Consider the following 21,515-nt stretch of genomic DNA (forward strand, 5'->3'; position numbering starts at 1 on the left):
CTATTTCGAAGAGAATGTAAATACCATGTGAACCGATTAATACATTTATGACATCAACCATATGTAACCAATTGTGATATATCGCTTTGTGAAGAAGTAACGACACCCTGTAGATTACATTAATCAAGGCAAAACTTATACATTATGTCATCTGTTGAATTTAACACCTTACTCGTAGGAAATGCAGATTTCCTCAAACCCTTTGCGTTTACCCTCACCAAAGATGCCGAACAGGCCAAAGACCTCTATCAGGAAACCCTATTCCGGGCATTATCCAACCAGGAAAAATACCTGGAAGGCACCAACATACGCGCCTGGCTCTTTACCATCATGAGAAACATATTCATTAATCATTATCGTAAACGGTTAAAACACCGGATGATAGCGGAAGCTACCGTAAGCGAGTTTTTCCTGAACTACCAGCAAACCGCCGTCAATAACAAAGCTGCCTCCAATCTGCAGATGAAAGATATACACATCGCCGTATATCATCTTCCCAACATTTTCAAAAAACCTTTCATGCTCTATTATGAAGGATATAAATACTTTGAGATAGCAGACATTCTGCAGGAGCCACTGGGTACCATCAAGAGCCGGATTCATTTTGCCCGGAAAATTCTGAAAACACAGATTCCGCGACCATAAAGTCTCCCTATATAACGAATCAGTTTTATTCCCTATCTTGTCCGGTAACGTTCAACTGAAAAACTGATTCCGTGACTTCACAACGATTCTTATCCCTTGATGTATTCCGTGGGCTTACTGTAGCGGCCATGATTCTCGTCAACAATCCCGGGAGCTGGGATTATGTATATCCTCCACTGGCACACGCCAAATGGCATGGATGCACCCCCACTGATCTGGTGTTTCCATTCTTTCTTTTTGCTGTAGGCAACGCCATGAGTTTCGCGTTGAAGAAATATGAAGCGGCCGGCAATGCAGCTGTACTGAAAAAAATCCTTACCCGCACCCTGCTTATCTTCGGTATAGGCTTACTCCTCAACTGGTTCCCATTTGTCAAATGGACAGAAACCGGTTCTCTGACTATTAAACCACTCAGCCAGCTGCGTATAATGGGCGTGTTTCCCAGAATAGCCCTTTGCTATGGTGCTGCAGCACTCCTCATACATTATCTCAAAGACAAAGGCGCCTTTGTGGCCGCAGGTGTACTATTATTCGTATACTGGTTCCTGTTAGTCGTTTTCGGGCAGGGAGATCCCTATAGCCTGGAAGGATACGCCGGACTACCACTGGATAAACTGATACTGGGCGAACAACATATGTACCGGGGAGAAGGCGTACCATTTGATCCGGAAGGACTCTTAAGTACCCTGCCCGCTATCTGCAACGTGATATTTGGTTACCTGGCCGGCAGATTCATACAGGAACAGGGAAAAACCTACGAAATGCTCGCCAGGCTGATGATCATAGGCTCCATCCTCATTTTCGCCGCCCTTTGCTGGGACATGGTATTTCCCATCAACAAAAAGATATGGACCAGCTCCTATGTGTTATATACAGTAGGTATCGCATTGCTGCTGTTATCTGTGGTGATGTACCTGATTGAATTCCGTGGGCAGACAAAGTGGACGCCATTCTTCACCGTATTCGGCAAAAATCCGCTGTTCATTTATGTACTGGCAGCCGTAGTGGTAAAACTATATGCCCTCATCAGACCGGCAGCCGACCAAAACCTCTACAGCTGGATATACGAAAATATATTCCGCCCTATCGGCGGCAACATGAATGGCTCATTCCTGTTTGCCTTATTTCATGTGTGCCTGTTTGCCGCTGTGGGATGGTGGATGGACAAAAAGAAAATTTATGTGCGGGTATAGCCATATACCAACCGCAGATAACGCTGCTTCAGATGTGACTGGAAATAAAATGCCATGACCATAATCAATGCGGCCGCACACAGTAATGCCGGATGTGGCCAATAGAAATATAAGGCTAAGCACAATACCAGATACCGTGCATATTCCAGGTAAAATACCCATTTCTTTTGCTCCATAATGGCGCCGCAATTGATCAGGGTTAATAATATCAGCAGGGTAATACATACCTGTATAAACACAGGCTCGTAATGCTCCAGCAACAAAAACAGAAATAATAATGTGAGTGTGGTAGCTATCTGCCACACCACATAATTATTTAGTTTAGGCGTTTCCGTTATACTTTTATTTCGAAGCAGAAATTTTTCTTCCAATATCTCCCGCGCTGCCGGATCTACATTATCCGGTTTTCCGAAGATGATACGCATTCTTTCTTTCCAGCTATGGGCAGCCCTTACAGAATAAAACATCTCCAGTATAAAATGAAAGTGTTGCCATAAAAAGCTATTGCTTTCCAATGGTTTAGTCAGTCCATATACCGGCTCATCTTCCTCTTTCTGGAATGTACCAAACAATTTATCCCAGATAATCAGTAAATCGCCGTAGTTCTTATCCAGATACTGCGGATTACTGGCATGGTGCACCCGATGATGGGAGGGCGTTACCAATATATATTCCAATACCCCCAGCTTACCAATGGTGCGGGTATGTATAAAAAACGGATATAAACCATGTACCAGCAATACACTGGTAATCATAGCCGGCGGAAAACCAATCACGGGCAATACTGCCCAGAAACCGGTACGTACAAAAGCCTGGAATACTGTAATACGGGCGGAAACGGTATAGTTGAATTCTTCACTCTGATGATGCACCACATGCGCGCACCAGAACAAAGTTACTTCATGGGCCAGCCGATGATACCAATACCATACAAAATCAGTACAAATCAGCAAGGTTACCCATAACAACACACTCTGCTTAATATCAAAAATGGCGAAATGACGATGCAGATAATCGTATACAAAATAAAAAAGCCCGACTGTAAACATATCGAGCAGGCGTTCTGCAATACCCACACTCAGGTTGGCGATAGAATCATTGAACTTAAAATAACGCTTGCCCCTCTTATGTGATACCAGGTACTCCAACCCAATAAACGTCAGGAACAAAGGGACAGCCAATGCCAGGTAATTTAAATGCACGTTACTACGTTTTAAATCAGAAATCCTTGTTAGATCATAACATAACACGATCCGTAACATGGTGCCAGTCCATGTACAGATAAAAATAAAGTGTATTGAGTGGTGGTAAACAACACAATATTAAGTAATAATATTCAAATATCCTACTAAATAGATAGACTATTAAAAACGAAAGGCGAAAAGCAACATTACGTTACCTTCCGCCTCCGCTTCATTGCATATGTTTTAAATTAATCTTCTCTTGGCTCACCGGCATCCGCCATCCTTACCAGTTTGGGCTGGAAACGCCCGACCACTTCCACCAGCTGCTGCTGCGCAGCCATCACGGTATGGATGTCCTTATAGGCTCCTGGCGCTTCATCCAAGCCTCCTCCGATCAGGGTTACACCATGCTCCTGCAACACCTGCTTCAGTTCATGCGGCTTGATGCTGGCTATAGCACGGGTACGTGACAGCTGTCTTCCGGCACCATGAGAGGCAGACTGTAAACTGCTCTCCTCTCCTTTACCCCGTACAATAAAACCCGGAGCAGTCATCGAACCCGGAATGATACCCAATACACCTTTCCCTGCCGGCGTAGCACCTTTCCGGTGTACAATCACTTCCTTCCCCTGGTACATTTCTTTCCAGGCAAAATTATGGTGATTTTCTACCCTCGCCAGTAAAGTGGCTCCCATAGCGGCAATCAGCTTTTTATGAATCAGGTGGTGACAGGCAGACGCGTAATCACCCGCCAGGTTCATGGCCAACCAATATTCCTGTCCGGCTTCGGTAGCCAGATCCAGGTAGGCCAGGTTAGCCGCCTCCTGTGGCAAAGGACATCTCTCCTTGGCTACTTTTGTATAATGACCCGCAATCTGTGCCCCTAATCCACGGGATCCGGAATGCGATAGCAAAGCCACATAATCTCCTACCGGCAGGTTCCATTCATTCTGTGCATCCGTTAAGGTTACGGTTCCCCATTCCACAAAATGGTTCCCGGATCCGGAAGTACCCAGTTGGCCGGAAGCTTTATCCAGCAAGGCACGTACAAAGGCGATCTCTTTAAACTCATTTCTTTCCAACACCGGGTCGGCCGTTAATTTTTTCCAGGCTGCACCGGCACCGAATTTTGTATGATTATTCAGCTCCTTTTTATAAGTATGTTCTTCTATGGTTAAAGACGGTACCGGCAGATCCAGGATACTCAGACACATACGGCATCCTATATCCACGCCTACACCATAAGGTATCACGGCATTTTCTGCAGCCAATACTCCTCCTATAGGCAATCCATACCCCTGGTGCGCATCCGGCATGATGGCACCCGCTACGGCCACGGGCAAACGCACAGCAGTATTCATCTGTTTCAGCGCGCCGGCTTCTATATGATCCTGCCCGAATATAGCATAGGGTACAGCCGTATCTTTCAATGGGATAGTCGTGGAGGTAGTAGCTGCTATCAACATAGTGGCTATTTCTCCGGCAATGGCATCATTAACGTAGGCAGCAGGATTTTCCAAAATACTTTTCAACAGTGTTTCGAGTGCTACTGCATCGTAATGCTGATAATGTTCTTCTATAACAGTAAGCGCCGTACGAATCACAGGCCCCTGCGGGAAACCTATTGTACGCAACATTTTACCATTCACATTTAATACTGACATGGGGTTATATTTCTATCATTTATATCGTTCTTTCCAGCACTTTCCGTCTGAAACCAATCACATGCTGTTGATGCTGGTCAAAAGATGGTTCGTGCTGATTCGCAATTTCTGCGATGGTCATGGGTTTATCGATCGTATTATCGTATCCCAGGTGCCGCGATAACAGCTGTGCTTTTGCTACCGACAGCCGCTTAAATTCATACTTGGCAATCAGGCGGCCTTTGCGCAACAAGGCACTGTCTATTGCAGACAAATCGCTGTTAAAAGAGCATACCAACTGAATATTCAGGCAATCTGCCAATAGTCCGTCAGACAGGTTCAGCAGGTTGGATACCGACGAATTGCCTGAGAACTTCCGGTCCATAATCACATTCTCCGCGTCCTCAATAATTACAACGCAGTTGGGATTATCGATCAGTAGTTCCATAAATTCCGGATTCATAATATTGTTTGCCAGATCAGGGGATACAAAGAGTACCCTTTTCTTAATCCGGCCAATCAGATAACGCAGATAAGTGGTTTTACCTGTACCCGGCAATCCGTGTAACAACACAATTCCTTTATCCTTGTCTTTCTTCAATCGCTGCTGGATTGTTTTATCGACTTCTTTAAAATCATCTTCATAAAACAATCCGATATCCAGTTTGGTACGTTTTATTTCCAGGCTTTTCAGCTCCAGTCCTTTACGTCCACTGGTAATGAGATTAATTTCATGTGGCTCTTTCCGCTGCTTCTCTTTGTAACGTGTAACCATTTCCGTTACATTGTTTACAAAGTCAGGATTACTACCATCATGTAATATTTCACACCATGATTGCCAAAAAGCGATAATGCAATTATTTTTCAGGACGATCAGTGTCTGATTGTGTTTGTATTTTTTCTTTTTGTTGTCATAGTCCGTATAACGGTAAACATTGGCAATAATTTCTTCATATTCTTTAATAAAAACCTCTGCGGCCTTATCTCCATCTACTTCATAAATATTGCTGATGTTAGGGATGGCATTAAAGTTAACCGTATAGACTCCTTTCGGGTCAAAGTATTCACCATCTTTAATATCAATATTATTGTTGACTGTACGCATCATCATCATTTAGTCATTAAATTAATACATTCCACCTGATAAAGATTTACCAGGACGGGAAAGTCCTGGTAAAATCCGACTTATCATTGGGGGAAATTACAAGTTATCCTCTTGATAACCTGATTGTTGGGAATTAAAATGCAAACAGAGACGAAAAAAAATATTTTAAAAGGAAGATAAAGCGGAGCAGGATTACCCCGCTTGTCTGTTAATAATTGTACCTCCTCAAATAATCTTTCTGATAGCAGCATAAAAAAACCCGGTCTGTTCTGAACGGACCGGGCTACTAACGTCAACGTATATACTACGTTCAGGCATAGCGGGTCCATTTAACATTAATTACATTAATGCCATTTGTAAACCATTTACTGCGGCGGATTCCAGGCCGTTCTGTCTTTGCTGGTAAATTCGTTATCATCGTAAATCAACAACAAAAAGCCCGGATCAGCTGACCCGGGCTTTTTGTTATATATACAAATATTTTTTATCTACCTGTAAGTATAAAACGCCCGGAACCCGCTCAACTCTTGCAGATAGCAAGGTGCTGCGTTGTCCATAATGAGTTGAAAGCGTTTCATTTTTTTAGGTTTTGTTTATTATCAATTTTAACGATGCAAAGATAACAGGATATATTCCGATAATGCAAATTTTTTAACACTTTTTTTCAAATTATTTTCATATCGACTCCTAAGTATGCCATGGTGAGGTATCTTCGCATACTATCGGTAACGGATATACGAATAACAGATACAAAAAACCGGAAGCATCACTGCTTCCGGCACGATAACCAATAGGATTAACAATAACGGATGGCGGTGGTCGACCAAAATTATATCAGTACGGCACTTTCCTCAAACTCCTGCTGCAAACGCTTCATCTGCCGGATATGCCTTTCAATATGTTTAGTCAGGAAGTAGATATACTGGTAGATATCCAACTTACCCAGATGATTAACGGACATATTGGTATATACCAGCATGCCTTCCCCGTTTTTCAACAAAGACAAATTATACATGCACTGGGCATACTGTTGTTTCAGCAATGCCTTTACTTCCTGCATATTTTTAAGACCGGTAGGTTCCATATGTTCGGGCCTTACCCAGCCAAAAGATTTACTGCCGATCACATCAATTTGTGCGAACTTATCTTCATAGTCGCCCGGCACCACTACCGCATGGCCAGATTTCTTCCGGTCCAACGCACGACGGGTACTCTTATTGATAATCAGTAACAGAAAATAGTTGGTAAGCGTAATATGCTCCAACACTTCTCTTATACTCCACTGATCACGGTCTGGTTTAAAATGTAATAACATCTGGTCTTTTTCGAACCAGTGATCCAACTCTTTGAAATTGGTGAGTAAAGCCTCTCTTACTACCTGAATAACGTTTCTCATTTTCTGACATTTTGGGGTTATGTGCTGCTGTAGCTCTACTTCAGTCAGCACATAACATTATTGAATAATTATGTGTTTCCCTCTTTGTGCCGGTGAATTCCACAAAAAAACCCGGCCGTATTTACGGACCGGGATTCAATAATGTTAAACGCTGATCAGCTCACATTATCACATACCATGTCCGTATGGCTTTTTTAAGGCAAAGCCATCCCATTTGCGCCACGAGGCGCATTGTTGTAGTACAGTTATCTCTTGCAATTCTTTCAATGTCGTCATTTCAGTACTGCTTCAAAAGCAAAAAGGCCCCGCCTTTTTAGTGCGGGACCTTTGTTTATATCGTTTGATAACTTTTCTTCGTTAACAATCGGTGCAACACGCCCGCATGCGTTCCATGACCTGCTTTTGTTTACAGGCCACCGCGATAATCTTATATGTAGATATTTGTTGCACTTTTAATTTGTTCGTTACCGCAAAGGTAATTTTTATTTTTTTTATTACGTAACAATGTACCCCACTTTTTTTGTGGACTTAACAATTTATTTATAAATGCGCTGTTCTCATATCTCCCTAAAATAAACTGAGCTGCGAAGATGGCCGGCGGAAAGCCGTTGTATTGAATTCGAAACGTTCCTGGTTTAATCCGTTCTTCTTTACGTGCAGGCGAAACTGTTGTTTGATGATGTCTGCTATATTGCCGCTCCCCCTCATCCGGCGCCCGAATTCACTGTCATTCACGTGTCCGTCGTGCATGCTTTCTATATGATGCCATACCTTATCTGCCCGGTCAGGAAAGTTTTTATACAGCCAGTCATTGAAAATGATCTTCACGGCATCATTGAGCCTTACGACGGTATACCCGGCAAACCTGGCGCCATTGGCTGCCGCCATCTCCAATAACCGGGGAATCTCGTGGTCGTTCAATCCTGGTATAATAGGTGCCGTCATAACGCCTACGGGTATACCCAGGTCACTGAGTTCCTTTACCACTTTCAGGCGCTGGGCAGCCGTGGCTGTCCGCGGCTCCATCTTCTGGCGCAGCTCTTCCTGCAAAGTAGTAACAGAAAGGTATACACATACCAGCTTTTCCTGCGCCAGCTGCTGTAATAAGTAACGATCACGCAGTACCAATGAATTTTTGGTGATAATACCCACCGGCTGCTTATACTCCAGCGCCACTTCCAACAGCTGCCGCGTGAGCCACATCTTCCGCTCTACCGGCTGATAACAATCTGTATTACCCGACAAGGAAATGGGCTTCGGTACCCAGTTCTTATTATCCAGGAACTTACGTAACAGCTCGGGCGCATTATGCTTTACAATGATCTTCCGTTCAAAATCGAGCCCCGCACTCAATCCCCAGTACTGATGGGAGTTGCGCGCATAGCAATAAATACATCCATGCTCACAGCCCTGGTAGGGATTCATGGAATACCACATCCCCACATCCGGGCTATCTACTTTATTGACAAGTTTTTTGGCGTGTTCCTCAAAAATCTGCGTCGGCACATCTGCCTGCCACCATTCGTCAATACCCTCCGCATACTCCTGCGCATATTCGTCCTTCAGGTATTTATTCCTGGGATTTACCTGCGCACCGCGGCCTTTATAATATTGATCCGCCGGCGATCCTTCCTGGAATGGCAAAGTCATAGACTAAGTATTTTAGCAAAAATACTAAAATATTTAGTCTGTCAAATATCTATAGTCAAATTTATTATATGATCTCCATCTGCTTCATCAGGAAAGTAGCATTCTTGTTACGGGCAATTCCTTCCCGGATGCTGTAATCGAAGGATAACTGGTTATGCTGAATGGTACTCTCAAAACAATAGTTCCGGATCTTGTCGGGATAGGTATTTTCCAGCAGCCCCAGTTCCAGGTCATGTGTAGCAATCATACCCAGACAGTTATATGCCAGGAAATGCTCTATCAGGCTGCGGGAACCGGACAACTTATCTTCGGAGTTGGTACCTTTCAGAATCTCATCCAGCAGGATAAATACCCGCGCTCCTGTTTTCAGCTGATGAATAATATGCTGTAAACGCAGCAGTTCTGCCTGGAAATAAGAAGTATGGCTGGCAATAGAGTCTTTAATCCGCATAGAAGTCATGATCCGCATAGGGCTGAAAACAAAGCGGGCAGCACATACCGGCGCCCCGCACATCCCCAGCAGCAGATTGGTACCCACACTGCGCAGGAAGGTACTTTTACCAGACATGTTTGATCCTGTTATAATCAGGAACCCTGCCTGTTTACCTACAGCAGCATCATTCTTTACACAGGACGATGCCGGTATCAGGGGATGACCGAGGGCAGTTGTTTCCAGTATCATGCTTGCTTCCTGTGGTTCCGGATAGGTAAAATCAGGATGATTGGCAGCATAGGTAGCCAGGCTGTTCCACACTTCCAGCTGAGCAATCACACCAAACCAACCATTGATATCTTTTGCATGTTGTACCTTCCAACGTTCCAGCCGGAGAATACAATGCAGGTCGTACAGCATCACGGAGTTCAGGAACAACGCCACCAGCAGATTCAAACGCTGATCAAAAGCGCTGCCGATCCGGGATAACTTACGTAATGCCTGATCGGCCTCCCGAGCAGCATCCTGCTGCTCCCGCAACAAAGCAGATTGTTGAAAGTTACCGGAACGGATCAGGTGCAGCAATATGGAAAACTTATCCAGTATACGTTCTTTGTGCGACATAAGGCTGTACTGCGCCATAATCTTCTTTTGACTACTGCCCAGCAGCAACCAGTTCAGTATAATAATGCCGATCAGTGGATAATAATGCCCGGTGAGGATATTCAATATAATGGCTAGTACTACCAGCGCGGGGCTCAGCCAGATGGCCACATTCACCAGTTTATTTTGTAAAAAATCAAATGGCATTTTGAGCCACGCATCTATTTCCCTGCGATCACTTTCTTCTTCTTTGGCCAATATGGCATTCGCAGTAAGCAGTTGCCGGAAATCCAGCTCCGGTACCAATACCTGCAATGCAGTCTGTGTATCCCTGATCGCAGCGGCTTCCTGCAAAGGGCCTTGCAACGCAGCAGCCAGCTGCTTTTTCCCCGATAAGGTGCCCGTACGGTTAATATGCTGAAACAAGGAAGACGGCCCAAATACGTCCAGGTCGCCGCTGTAATCGTGCCGGTCATCAATAAACTCGTGTCCATCCTCAAAGGCCGACTCGCCGGTAGTCACGAGTTGCAACTCCCGCTGATTGAGTTCCAGTAAGGTTTTGAACAGTTGTAGCTGTTGCTGCGCGCGCAGATAACGCACCAGGAAAAACAGGAACGCAACAATACCAGCTCCGGACAACAGCCACCAGCCAGCCTCCCGGCCATTTCTGAAAAACAACACGCCTCCCAGCACTATTACCACAAAGCTGATTAATCGTGCCCAGGATAAGAGGGCTGTCAGCCGCTTACTACTGCTGATTTCCTGCTGAAACTTTTCTATTCGCTGCTGATAAATGCTTGCCGGTTGCATGAACTGATATTTGAATGTTGCTGTAAATAAAAAGGGATTTTATCACTTATGTTCACAATTTATTGAACATAAATGATAAAATCCCCGGAAGCTCTTCCTGGTGGAATATTTATGCGTACTGTCTTTTCAACAGATCCGGATAATCCTGGCTTACTTTCAGAATCAATTCCCCAAACAAGGTATTCGCCCAGGCAAACCATTTGCGGGTGAATTTAGTCGGGTCATCTTTCTGATAGGATTCATGAATAAACCCGGTATTACCATCTGTATTCCGCAGCGTTTTAATACACTCCGCAATTTCTTCCTTATCATGACTGGTCAATGCCCGCATGATAATACTCATGGGCCAGATATAGTTTTCGCCGGTATGCGGACTACCTACGCCATCACCATATTTTCCTTTATAGAACCAGGGATGGAAACTGCTCCATACAAAGTGTCTGGAAGCCTGGTACAGCGGATCTTCTGCTGTAGTATAGCCCAGGTAAGGAATGGATAACAGACTAGGTACATTGGTATCGTCAATGAATAAACGATTACCATAACCATCTACTTCAAAACCATACATGTTACCCAGTTTCGGATGCTCTACAATGGCATAGGCTTTAATCGCACGGTCTACCTCGTCTGCCAGGGCACCGCATTCTTTGGCGAAAGCGGCATCTTTATAAACCGTTTCACTGATCTCTGCCAGCTGGCGCAAAGACACCACGGCAAACATATTGGAAGGTATCAGGAAAGGCAATACCGTAGCATCATCGGAAGGACGGAAAATAGAAACGATCAGCCCTACCGGCAACATCGGTGAACCGTAACCGGAATTAGGCACGGTATCTGACTGCCAGGCGGTTACCCGTTGAAACTTGTACGGCCCTTTCCCATCTTTACGTTGCTGCTCCTTAAACGTTTTCACGATAGACAAAGCTGCCTGTTTGTATTTATCATCAAATACCTTGGTATCTCCACTGGTTTTCCAGTAGTGGTAAGCCAAACGTACCGGGTAACAAAGGGAGTCTATTTCCCATTTACGTTCATGCAGTTCCGGTTTCATATCCGTCAGGTCTTTCTCCCATTCACTGCCGGTAGGCCCGTCATTGAACGCATTGGCGTAAGGATCGATCAGGATGCATTTCACCTGGCGGTTAATTACGCCTGCTACCATCTGCTGCAGTTTGGCGTCTTCTTTCACCAACGGCAGGTAAGGCCATACCTGGGCAGAAGAGTCGCGCAACCACATCGCATTGATATCACCGGTAATCACAAATGTATCCGGTTTACCATCTACTACTTTATAATTGATGGTGGTGTCGAGGGTATTGGGGAAACAGTTTTCAAACATCCACGCCAGCTTGGTATCGGCGATCTGCTTTTTTACTGTTACTATTGTTTTTTCAACGGCTTCACTGCTGAATTTACGCTGTGCCAGCGGGGGACGCTGGGAGCTGTAGCCATTCCAGCCGAATACCGTTTTGGGCAATCCCAGCCCAACAGCCCCTGCAAGCAGTGCGCTGTTCCTGATAAAATCTCTCCTTGCAACCATACTGTATTACGTTTAAGAAAAGCTAAAATAAAAAAGTTTCCCGGATTTGCTTAATCGATTTATCAACCCGGGAAGCCCTATACTTAGGCTCATTTCCGCAAAGCATTGCTACACGGGTTTCACAGCGTTTTATCCCGGGCATTACCGCTCATAAAAAAGCCACGCTACCGGTATTTCCGGTAGCGTGGCTGCTATATTTCACCCGCAGGTGTTTACATATTTCTCCGGTATTGTCCGCCTACCTCATACAAGGCATGGGTAATCTGCCCGAGTGAACAATGTTTCACCGTTTCCATCAGTTCGGCGAACAGGTTGCCGTTGTTGATCGCTACCTGTTGCAACTGCTTCAACGCCGCGGCATTTTTTTGCTGATGCCGCTGGTAGAAAGCATCCAGGGTACTGATCTGGAATTCTTTTTCTTCGGTTGTAGACCGGATTACTTCTGCAGGAATAACGGTAGGAGAACCATTCTTGTTGAGGAAGGTATTAACGCCGATGATAGGGAATTCGCCGGTATGTTTCAGGGACTCATAATACAGGCTTTCTTCCTGTATTTTGTTCCGCTGATACATTCTTTCCATAGCGCCCAGTACCCCGCCTCTTTCCGTGATGCGGTTAAACTCCGTTAATACCGCTTCTTCCACCAGATCGGTCAGTTCTTCAATAAAGAAAGATCCCTGTATCGGATTTTCGTTATTGGCAGTACCCAGCTCCCGGTTGATGATGAGCTGAATGGCCATGGCCCTTCTCACACTTTCTTCCGTAGGCGTGGTAATCGCTTCATCGTACGCATTGGTATGCAGGGAATTACAGTTATCATAGATCGCGTACAGCGCCTGTAAGGTGGTACGGATATCATTGAAATCTATTTCCTGTGCGTGCAGGCTGCGGCCGGAAGTCTGAATATGATATTTCAGTTTCTGGGAACGATCGTTACCCTTGTATTTATTCTTGATGGCTTTCGACCAGATACGACGCGCTACGCGGCCGATAACGGCATATTCCGGATCCATACCGTTGCTGAAAAAGAACGACAGATTCGGTGCAAAATCATCGATATGCATACCGCGGCTCAGGTAGTACTCTACATACGTGAATCCGTTTGCCAGTGTAAAAGCCAGCTGGGTAATAGGATTGGAACCTGCTTCCGCAATGTGATACCCGGAAATACTTACCGAATAGAAGTTCCTTACTTTCTGCGTAATGAAGTATTCCTGCACATCTCCCATCAGTTTAAGGGCAAATTCGGTAGAGAAGATACAGGTGTTCTGTGCCTGGTCTTCTTTCAGGATATCTGCCTGCACGGTACCACGTACGGTACTGAGTGCGTGCGCCCGGATCTTGTCATATACGGCTTTATCCAGTACTTCTTCTCCGGAGATACCCAGCAGCTGCAAGCCCAGACCATCATTGCCTTCCGGCAGTCCGCCGTTGTAATGTGGCAGCGGATGATCCTTGAATTTTTCTTTTATCCGGGCAGTTACCTGTTCGGTGAGGCCCTGTTCGCGGATGTATTTTTCGCATTCCTGGTCAATGGCTGCATTCATGAAGAAGGCCAGCAGAATAGGCGCCGGACCGTTGATCGTCATGGATACAGAGGTTTTGGGATCACACAGGTCAAAGCCGCTGTACAGCTTCTTGGCATCATCCACGGTAGCGATGCTCACACCGGAGTTACCGATCTTACCATAGATATCCGGTCTTACCGCCGGATCTTCCCCATACAACGTTACGCTGTCGAAAGCCGTAGAAAGGCGTTTCGCCGGCTGGCCCAGCGATACGTAGTGGAAACGTTTGTTGGTTCTTTCCGGTCCGCCCTCACCGGCAAACATGCGGGTAGGATCTTCCCCTTCCCGTTTCAGCGGAAATACGCCTGCAGCATAAGGGAATTCGCCCGGCAGGTTTTCCGTCAGCTGCCAGCGCAGAATATCTCCCCAGTCTTTGTACTTAGGCAGCGATATTTTTGGAATACGGCTATGGCTCAGGCTTTCTGTAAACAAAGGCAGCTTGATGACTTTATCCCTTACCTGAAACTCATAGAAGTCTGCTGTATATTTTTGCTGCAAGGCAGGCCATCCGGCGATGAGCTGGCGGCACTCTTCGTGCAGTTGTTTTTCGAGATGGGTTTTGATATCAGCCAATGCAGTTGCCTGTGCAGGTTGCAGGTTTACTACGCCCGCTATCTGATACAGCTGGGTAGCCAGCTTACATTGTTCTTCCACCCATTTACCATACTCTCCGATAGACTCGGAAATTTCTGCCAGGTAACGCACCCGGGCCGGTGGAATGATCTGCGATTTTGTGGTAGTAGATTTCAGGCTTTCGTGGGCCAGCTCTCCGAAAGGTGCACCGGTTTTCTCCACTACTTTTTCCATTACCTTTTCAAACAACAGGTTAATGCCTGCATCATTGAACTGGGAAGCAATAGAGCCAACTACCGGCAATGATTCTTCTTTCGCATCCCACAGGTTGTGGTTGCGTTTATATTGTTTGCGCACATCATGCAAAGCATCCAGTGCGCCGGCTTTATCAAATTTGTTAATGGCAATCACATCTGCATAATCCAGCATGTTAATCTTTTCAAGCTGGGAAGCCGCACCATATTCCGGTGTCATTACATACAACGATACATCGCAGTAGTCGGTGATGGCAGTATCGCTTTGTCCGATACCGGAAGTTTCCAGGATGATGAAATCGAAGGCGGCCAGTTTACAGATATCGATGGCTTCCTGGATATGTTCACTGATGGCTTTATCACTTTCACGGGTAGCCAGGGAACGCATGTAAGCGCGGGGATGATGAATGGAGTTCATGCGGATACGATCTCCCAGCAATGCCCCACCGGTTTTCTTTTTGGAAGGGTCTACTGAGATCACGGCCACTGTTTTATCGGTATAGTGACGCAGGTAACGGCGTACCAGTTCATCGGTCACGCTACTTTTACCGGCACCACCCGTACCGGTAATACCGAGTACCGGTGGCGTTTCGCGGTCGGCCGGCGTATTGGCCAGGTGTGCGCCGGTAGTGGCATCCACCATCACTGCTTTCCTGGCTTTCTGACCATCCAGTAAAGCTACCGGCAGATCGTTTTCCGCCAGGCTGATACCACGGGCTATGATTTTAGGATTTTTATTTTTCCTGAGCTGCGGAATGTCTTCTATGCTGCTACCTTCCTGCAGCGGCTTTATGGCAATATCACACTGCGTTATCAGGTCTTCAATCATGCCTTCCAGGCCCATCTGGCGGCCATCATCCGGAGAATATAAACGGGCAATGCCATAGGCATGCAGTTCTTCAATTTCCACCGGCAGGATGGTACCACCGCCGCCGCCAAAGATTTTAATATGTCCGCAGCCTTTTTCCTGCAGGAGGTCGTACATGTATTTGAAAAACTCGACGTGCCCACCCTGATAGGAAGTAACTGCAATACCCTGCGCATCTTCTTCAATGGCACAGTCTACAATTTCTGCAGCAGAGCGGTTATGACCCAGGTGTATGACCTCTGCTCCTTTTGCCTGCATGATACGCCGCATAATGTTGATAGCAGCGTCATGACCGTCGAATAAAGCTGCTGCTGTAACGATGCGCACCTTATGTTTTGGTGTATATGACATATCAAAACCGGATTTTAACGAGTGACCCCTTAAAAAACATAAGCGCAGCGATAGTAGAGTGATCAGTAAAAACCAAAAGCGCTACATGACGATTGCTTTATGACTTTACGGGAAATATGCAAGTTACGGAAAAAGCCGCTGAAATGCTGGCATAGCACGGGTTTTAACAGAATTAGAATAGATTAAACAGGGCGTTTGTCTTGTTGCAAAATATTTAACTGATCCTGAGATAGGTTAGTTTTTCCCTAAAATGACTTTCCCTTGTACAGATAAATCCATACAAGGGAAAGTATAAGTAAGACACCAGGCAATAGTGCTTAGCGGCCTTATTGCTTCATAACGTGGAACTATTAAATCAACTATTGATAAATTATATGATTTCTAAAATTATTATGTCGGATGTTTTTATGAAAAAGGAATTTTATCACTACTGCTAAAGCTTCAAACGGGTCGCGTATCATTTTTGGTTTTCAGCACACATCACAAAGTGTGATTTTCTTAGGATGTGTATTTCTTACACAATCTTAATTAAATTTTTGTTAAAAACAAAGTTTTTTTTCAGCTATTCGCGGAATATAATTTACGGAAAAAGTTTAACAGGCACAAGAGGGCTGTTCCTCCACGAAAGCGGGGAAAAGAAAGGGGCCAAACGGTGCAGGAAGTAGGAAAGATATTATCCGGCTAAACAGTCATTACCGGCAACGGATCAGAAACCAATTCCCAGGTAACGCTTTTTGCGTTGGTCGTATTTATCGAAGTTAAACCGGTATAGCCGGGCAGGACGATGTGGCACATCCGCTTCTTCTTCATTCAGATCCATCAGCAAATCCATCGACAGAAATTTCTTCCGGAAATTCCGGCGATCCAGCTGCACATCCAGTATTGCTTCATAGAGATTCTGTAATTCACGGAGAGAGAACTTCCGGGGCAACAGGTTAAATCCGATAGGCTGTACCATCACCTGCTGTTTCAGGCGTTCATGACAGGTATCCAGGATCTGTTTATGATCAAAGGCCATCTGATGCAGGTCTTTCACACTGTGCCAGTGAAGCTCATTGTTATGCATCTTCAGCTCTACGTGCTCAATGTTTACAAGCGAATAATAAGCAACCGTGATAACCCGGCCGGCAGGATGCCGGTTGATAGCGCCAAAAGTCTGCACCTGCTCCATATACACGTTATCCAATCCGGTACGGGCTTTCAGCACCCGGTAGGCTGCTTCATCCAGCTCTTCTTCCGGGCGCACAATATCACCCAGCAAAGACCATTTACCTTTGTATTCTTTGAGATCCGATTCTATCAGTAATACTTTCAGCTCATCATCATTAAAGCCAAAAATGACACAGTCCACCGAAATGGCGACTTTGAAATAATCTTTTATCTCAACAAGATGCGTATTGATGTTTTTGGTGTACATAGACATCATATAGGACGTGGAATTACAGTAAACGCGGAAAATTATCAATAATCAAATGAAAGAAAAAAATACCACATTTAATACAAAAAGTGACGAATTTTTTAGATAGTTATATTTAACCCTAAAAGATAAGTTTAAATTTACAGCTCACTTTCATATATTATGTACACGAAGGAGATAGAAAGAACCCTGGCGCAGCTGGCCAAAGACCTGCTCAGCCATTTACAACAACAACGATTGCTGCATTCTGTTGACGAAACACTGGAAGCATTACGTCGGGTGATTGTATACAATGACTGGCGCTACTATGTGCAAAGCGAACCGGTAATCAGTGATTATGAATATGATCAGTTGTTTGCCTGGCTTAAAAAACTGGAAGTGGAGAACCCACATCTGGTCAGCGCAGACTCTCCTACCCAGCGTGTAGCGCAGGGACTTACCAAAGAGTTTATTACTGTACAGCACCTGGTGCCCATGCTAAGCCTGGAGAACTCCTACAATGCAGATGACCTCATTGACTGGGATCGCAAAGCACGGGAAAGCGCCGGACTGCCGGAAATAGAATACTGCATAGAACCTAAATTCGATGGCGCCAGCATCTCTCTCATTTATGAAGATGATCGCCTGGTACGTGGCGCCACCCGCGGGGATGGTATTGCTGGGGAAGATATTACTACCAATATCAAACAAATACGTTCTATTCCATTATCTGCCAGCTTTTCCAAATATGGTATTCATCAGATAGAAATCCGGGGAGAAGTACTGATCAATAAAAATACCTTTAAAGCCTTCAACGATAAAAGGATCGCCGAAAACCAGCCACCACTGGCCAATCCGCGCAACGCTGCTTCCGGCTCGCTGCGCATGGTAGATCCGAATGAAGTAGCCAAACGCGGACTGGAAGCCTTCCTGTACCACATGAGTTATCATGTTATGGATACCGGCAAGACAGAACCGGCGGAAATACAAACGCATAGCGGTACGCTGGATCTCTTGTCTACCCTCGGTTTCCGCAGCCCGGCCAAAGAAAAAAAGGTAGTGAAAGGCATACAGGCTGTTATCGATTATTGCCTTTGGTTTGAAACAGAACGGGATAACCTGCCTTATGAAATCGATGGCATGGTGATCAAAGTAAATGATTATGCCCTGCAGGATAAATTAGGGATGACGACCCATCACCCCCGCTGGGCAATTGCCTATAAATTCAAAGCCCGGCAGGCCACCAGTAAACTGCGTCATGTGGAATTCCAGGTAGGCCGCACAGGCTCCGTTACTCCGGTAGCTAAAATAGATCCGGTACATATCGGTGGGGTAACCGTATCCTCCATCTCTCTTTTTAATGAAGATGTAATCCGGGAGAAAGACCTGAAACTCGGTGATACCGTACTGGTAGAAAGAGCCGGCGATGTAATTCCCTACATTGTAAAGTCGGTGGATGACCTCCGCAACGGTACCGAACAACCGATTGTATTTCCTACCCATTGCCCGGTTTGCAGCGACCAGCTTGTAAAGCCGGAAGGAGAAAGCGTTTGGCGCTGCACCAATATCAACTGTGAAGCGCAGGTGGTAGAAAGAATGATTCACTTTGTCAGCAAGGACGCCATGGACATAAAAAGCTTTGGCGAAAGCAATGTGCGTAAATTCTTTTCCTTGGGATTACTGAAAGATATTCCTGGTATCTATGAACTGGACTTCGATAAAATCGGTCAGCTGGAAGGCTTTGGCAAGAAGTCTCTCACCAATCTGCAAACCGCTATAGAACAATCGAAAACACAGCCGCTGCACCGGCTGATTTTTGGACTGGGCATCAGATACGTGGGGGAAACAACTGCCAAAACGCTGGCCAATGCAGTCTCTCACATCATGGATCTGCAAACCTGGACGGAAGAACAAATCCTCACCCTGGAAGACATCGGCCCCAAAGTAGCCGGGTCTATCCGGTTATTTTTTGCTAACCATGATAATATTGAGATGCTGAACAGACTCGCAGCACTGGGTATTAACATGGCCAACACGCAAAGCAGCCTGCCGGTATCCGGTAATCTCACCGGCCAGACCTTCCTCTTTACCGGCACCCTCACTAAACTGAAACGCAGTGACGCAGAGGAAATGGTAGAGCAGCAAGGTGGTAAAATAGTGAGCGGCGTAAGCAGTAAACTCAACTTCCTTGTAGTAGGAGAAGAAGCCGGCAGCAAGCTGGAGAAGGCTAAAAAAATCAATACCATCAAGATACTTTCGGAAGATGATTTCCTGGCAATGATTCAACCATAGTTATCATTACCTGTCATCCGCCAGGTATAACACTTTTGTCCGTACACCTTACTACGTACTGCCAGCAGCGTTATACCTGGTATTCCATTCACCTATTTCGCAGCAACTTATTATATGATGGACGATACTTATTTTATGCGGCAGGCGCTGCAGGAGGCACGGAAGGCATTTGACGACGGAGAAGTACCCATCGGTGCAGTCGTAGTCATGAACAACCGTGTCATTGGCCGGGGCTATAACCATGTAGAGAAACTGAATGACTGTACCGCACATGCGGAAATGATTGCCTTAACAGCAGCATTCAATACTTTGGGCAGTAAATATTTAATGGAAGCAACGTTGTATGTAACCGTAGAGCCTTGCCTGATGTGTGCCGGCGCCCTTTACTGGAGTAAGATCGGAAAGATTGTATATGCTGCGGCGGATGACAAGAACAGTTATCGCCGTGCTACCGGCGACCGCTCCCCGTTTCATCCTAAAACAAAACTGGAAGCGGGGCCCTGCAGCGAAGAAAGTTTACAGCTGATGAAAACTTTCTTTGAACAAAGAAGATAGGTACTATTGTTTTTTACCAGGTTCCATCAACTTATTCAGTCCCATCATCTGGTGCATGGTATGTTCCATTCCTTCTGATGAGCCATCCAGGAAGATGACGTTACCTTTTGAATTTTCTGCAAAGTGTTTAATGGCTTCTGTCCACATGGAGAACAGGATCACGGAAGTATCCAGGTTGGCCTGTTGCATTTCTTTGGCAGCCATGGTCATACCCTTGGCCACTTCTTCGCGGAAGAGGGCCACACCCATACCACGTAATTGCGCGGCCTGACGTTCTGCCTCTGCTGCAATTTTGATGGCATTACCATCTGCTTCCGCGGCTTTGGTTTTGGTGATCAATAATGCCTGGCCTTCGTTTTCAGCAGCCGCTTTCAGGTTATTGGAAGCCACCACCTGGGCCATTGATCTCATGATCACTTCATCAAAAGTGATATCATTCATCTGCAGATCCAGCAAATGAAAACCCCACTCTTCCAGGGTTTTATCAATCTGTTCTTTTACGTGTTCGGTAATATCCTTACGCAGGCCCAGTACTTCTGCCTGTCTTTTAGTAGCTACAAATCCGCGGATAGAACCTTCAATGGTGCGCACCAGCGCCTGCATGAAGCTTCTTTCATCCATAAATTTAAAGGCTACATTTTTCAGCGTTTCTTCGTCCTGGTTCCATACGGCATACAGGAGCATCGCTTTAAAGTACACATTGGCCTGGTCAATGGTAATAGCCTGGAATTCCAGTTCTACTGACCGGTTTTGCACGGATACTCTTTTAAACACCTTTTCAATAACAGGTATTTTAAAATTCAGTCCCGGAAAGAGGATACGGTTATACTTACCAAAGATGGTAGTAACCGCCACATTCCCTTGCTGTACCGTCACAAATGCTGATAATACTACTAAAACCAGTAGTACTGCCAAAATAATCAGGAATACATTCATAGTTCGTTTTTTAGGTCAGGGGTAGTCTGATAACGGGGTAAATATACCAAAATAATGGGCACACTGCGGAGAACAGGTGCAAGCGGGGAAATACATGCGGGGCCGGTTATTTTGAGGGAAAAAATTTGAAGTCAAACAATGGATGAGAAAACTGAGCTTAAAAACACAACGAATGAATAATAAAAAAAGCTTAGCTATATCCTTTGTTTTCTTCTGAAATATATGAATACATCATCTAGTTCTATTTGCTTTAACTGATACGCCAACCTGGTTCTCAGGTCTTCTGTTTCTTCTTTGATTTTTTTGTACTGATCTTTCAGATTCTCGTACCTGGCTACAATCTCTTCGGCTGTAGCAGATTCGTGTAATTCCAAAATATTAAATGCTCTTTCCTCAGTTATCATAGTGATAGGGGGTATTTCAGCCAATAATCATGTCAAATGGTTTAAAAAACATGCTTCATACTAATTCACTAAATTAGTGGAGTTTCAAAAACAAGCAAATACCCAACCTTGGGTAT

Annotated in this window: 15 protein-coding genes; 4 read left to right on the top strand and 11 right to left on the bottom strand. The window is 45.2% G+C overall.

What is annotated here, in order from left to right:
• The first annotated feature begins 144 nt into the window (after positions 1-144).
• Both OL444_RS01455 and OL444_RS01460 read left to right on the top strand, forming a co-directional pair.
• Positions 145-645, top strand: coding sequence for an RNA polymerase sigma factor (locus tag OL444_RS01455; RefSeq protein WP_264735025.1), 501 nt, complete (start codon positions 145-147; stop codon positions 643-645).
• Positions 646-716: 71 nt separating this feature from the next.
• Positions 717-1,838 carry an acyltransferase family protein gene (locus tag OL444_RS01460; protein ID WP_264735024.1) on the top strand — a complete coding sequence of 374 codons (1,122 nt, stop codon included), beginning with the start codon at positions 717-719 and terminating at the stop codon, positions 1,836-1,838.
• Here OL444_RS01460 and OL444_RS01465 read toward each other — a convergent pair.
• The 9 genes from OL444_RS01465 to OL444_RS01505 form a co-directional block, all read right to left on the bottom strand.
• Complete coding sequence (locus OL444_RS01465) at positions 1,823-3,040, bottom strand: sterol desaturase family protein (protein WP_264735023.1); 1,218 nt, start codon at positions 3,038-3,040, stop codon at positions 1,823-1,825. The two genes, OL444_RS01460 and OL444_RS01465, sit on opposite strands and share 16 nt — an antisense overlap.
• Before the next feature lie 230 nt (positions 3,041-3,270).
• The gene (locus OL444_RS01470; RefSeq protein WP_264735022.1) at positions 3,271-4,686 is read right to left on the bottom strand and encodes an RtcB family protein; all 1,416 of its coding nucleotides are present in this window, start codon (positions 4,684-4,686) and stop codon (positions 3,271-3,273) included.
• A gap of 19 nt (positions 4,687-4,705) precedes the next feature.
• Positions 4,706-5,779, bottom strand: coding sequence for an AAA family ATPase (locus OL444_RS01475; protein WP_264735021.1), 1,074 nt, complete (start codon positions 5,777-5,779; stop codon positions 4,706-4,708).
• Between the two features lie 820 nt (positions 5,780-6,599).
• Positions 6,600-7,166, bottom strand: coding sequence for a DinB family protein (locus OL444_RS01480; RefSeq protein WP_264735020.1), 567 nt, complete (start codon positions 7,164-7,166; stop codon positions 6,600-6,602).
• Positions 7,167-7,733: 567 nt separating this feature from the next.
• A complete protein-coding gene (locus OL444_RS01485; RefSeq protein ID WP_264735019.1) occupies positions 7,734-8,816 on the bottom strand; it encodes a PA0069 family radical SAM protein in 1,083 nt (360 codons plus the stop codon).
• 64 nt (positions 8,817-8,880) lie between these two features.
• Complete coding sequence (locus OL444_RS01490) at positions 8,881-10,662, bottom strand: MutS-related protein (RefSeq protein WP_264735018.1); 1,782 nt, start codon at positions 10,660-10,662, stop codon at positions 8,881-8,883.
• Between the two features lie 109 nt (positions 10,663-10,771).
• Positions 10,772-12,202, bottom strand: a complete 1,431-nt coding sequence (locus OL444_RS01495; protein ID WP_264735017.1) for a glycoside hydrolase family 125 protein — start codon at positions 12,200-12,202, stop codon at positions 10,772-10,774.
• Positions 12,203-12,414: 212 nt separating this feature from the next.
• The gene (locus tag OL444_RS01500) at positions 12,415-15,816 is read right to left on the bottom strand and encodes a methylmalonyl-CoA mutase family protein (RefSeq protein WP_264735016.1); all 3,402 of its coding nucleotides are present in this window, start codon (positions 15,814-15,816) and stop codon (positions 12,415-12,417) included.
• A gap of 706 nt (positions 15,817-16,522) precedes the next feature.
• A complete protein-coding gene (locus tag OL444_RS01505) occupies positions 16,523-17,242 on the bottom strand; it encodes an NUDIX hydrolase (RefSeq protein WP_264735015.1) in 720 nt (239 codons plus the stop codon).
• Positions 17,243-17,395: 153 nt separating this feature from the next.
• On the opposite strand from OL444_RS01505, the gene ligA reads away from it, so the two are divergent.
• A complete protein-coding gene (gene ligA, locus OL444_RS01510; RefSeq protein ID WP_264735014.1) occupies positions 17,396-19,504 on the top strand; it encodes an NAD-dependent DNA ligase LigA in 2,109 nt (702 codons plus the stop codon).
• A 114-nt stretch (positions 19,505-19,618) separates the two neighbouring features.
• Positions 19,619-20,059 (top strand): nucleoside deaminase, encoded by a 441-nt coding sequence (locus tag OL444_RS01515; RefSeq protein WP_264735013.1) that lies wholly within the window; start codon positions 19,619-19,621, stop codon positions 20,057-20,059.
• 3 nt (positions 20,060-20,062) lie between these two features.
• Here the strand turns inward: OL444_RS01515 and OL444_RS01520 are convergent, their stop codons facing one another.
• Positions 20,063-20,995: an SPFH domain-containing protein gene (locus OL444_RS01520; RefSeq protein WP_264735012.1), complete on the bottom strand. Its 933-nt coding sequence runs from the start codon at positions 20,993-20,995 to the stop codon at positions 20,063-20,065.
• A gap of 194 nt (positions 20,996-21,189) precedes the next feature.
• The gene (locus tag OL444_RS01525; protein WP_264735011.1) at positions 21,190-21,399 is read right to left on the bottom strand and encodes a hypothetical protein; all 210 of its coding nucleotides are present in this window, start codon (positions 21,397-21,399) and stop codon (positions 21,190-21,192) included.
• Positions 21,400-21,515 lie beyond the last annotated feature (116 nt).

Origin of the sequence: Chitinophaga nivalis, assembly GCF_025989125.1 — a bacterium.
GTDB lineage: Bacteria > Bacteroidota > Bacteroidia > Chitinophagales > Chitinophagaceae > Chitinophaga > Chitinophaga nivalis.

What these genes read in the sequence shown, in the direction of transcription:
- OL444_RS01500 (WP_264735016.1), bottom strand. Translation starts at nt 15,816, where the DNA reads ATGTCATATACACCAAAACATAAGGTGCGCATCGTTACAGCAGCAGCT.
- OL444_RS01480 (WP_264735020.1), bottom strand. Translation starts at nt 7,166, where the DNA reads ATGAGAAACGTTATTCAGGTAGTAAGAGAGGCTTTACTCACCAATTTC.
- OL444_RS01485 (WP_264735019.1), bottom strand. Translation starts at nt 8,816, where the DNA reads ATGACTTTGCCATTCCAGGAAGGATCGCCGGCGGATCAATATTATAAA.
- ligA (WP_264735014.1), top strand. Translation starts at nt 17,396, where the DNA reads ATGTACACGAAGGAGATAGAAAGAACCCTGGCGCAGCTGGCCAAAGAC.
- OL444_RS01505 (WP_264735015.1), bottom strand. Translation starts at nt 17,242, where the DNA reads ATGATGTCTATGTACACCAAAAACATCAATACGCATCTTGTTGAGATA.
- OL444_RS01495 (WP_264735017.1), bottom strand. Translation starts at nt 12,202, where the DNA reads ATGGTTGCAAGGAGAGATTTTATCAGGAACAGCGCACTGCTTGCAGGG.
- OL444_RS01515 (WP_264735013.1), top strand. Translation starts at nt 19,619, where the DNA reads ATGATGGACGATACTTATTTTATGCGGCAGGCGCTGCAGGAGGCACGG.
- OL444_RS01520 (WP_264735012.1), bottom strand. Translation starts at nt 20,995, where the DNA reads ATGAATGTATTCCTGATTATTTTGGCAGTACTACTGGTTTTAGTAGTA.
- OL444_RS01525 (WP_264735011.1), bottom strand. Translation starts at nt 21,399, where the DNA reads ATGATAACTGAGGAAAGAGCATTTAATATTTTGGAATTACACGAATCT.
- OL444_RS01475 (WP_264735021.1), bottom strand. Translation starts at nt 5,779, where the DNA reads ATGATGATGATGCGTACAGTCAACAATAATATTGATATTAAAGATGGT.
- OL444_RS01490 (WP_264735018.1), bottom strand. Translation starts at nt 10,662, where the DNA reads ATGCAACCGGCAAGCATTTATCAGCAGCGAATAGAAAAGTTTCAGCAG.
- OL444_RS01470 (WP_264735022.1), bottom strand. Translation starts at nt 4,686, where the DNA reads ATGTCAGTATTAAATGTGAATGGTAAAATGTTGCGTACAATAGGTTTC.
- OL444_RS01455 (WP_264735025.1), top strand. Translation starts at nt 145, where the DNA reads ATGTCATCTGTTGAATTTAACACCTTACTCGTAGGAAATGCAGATTTC.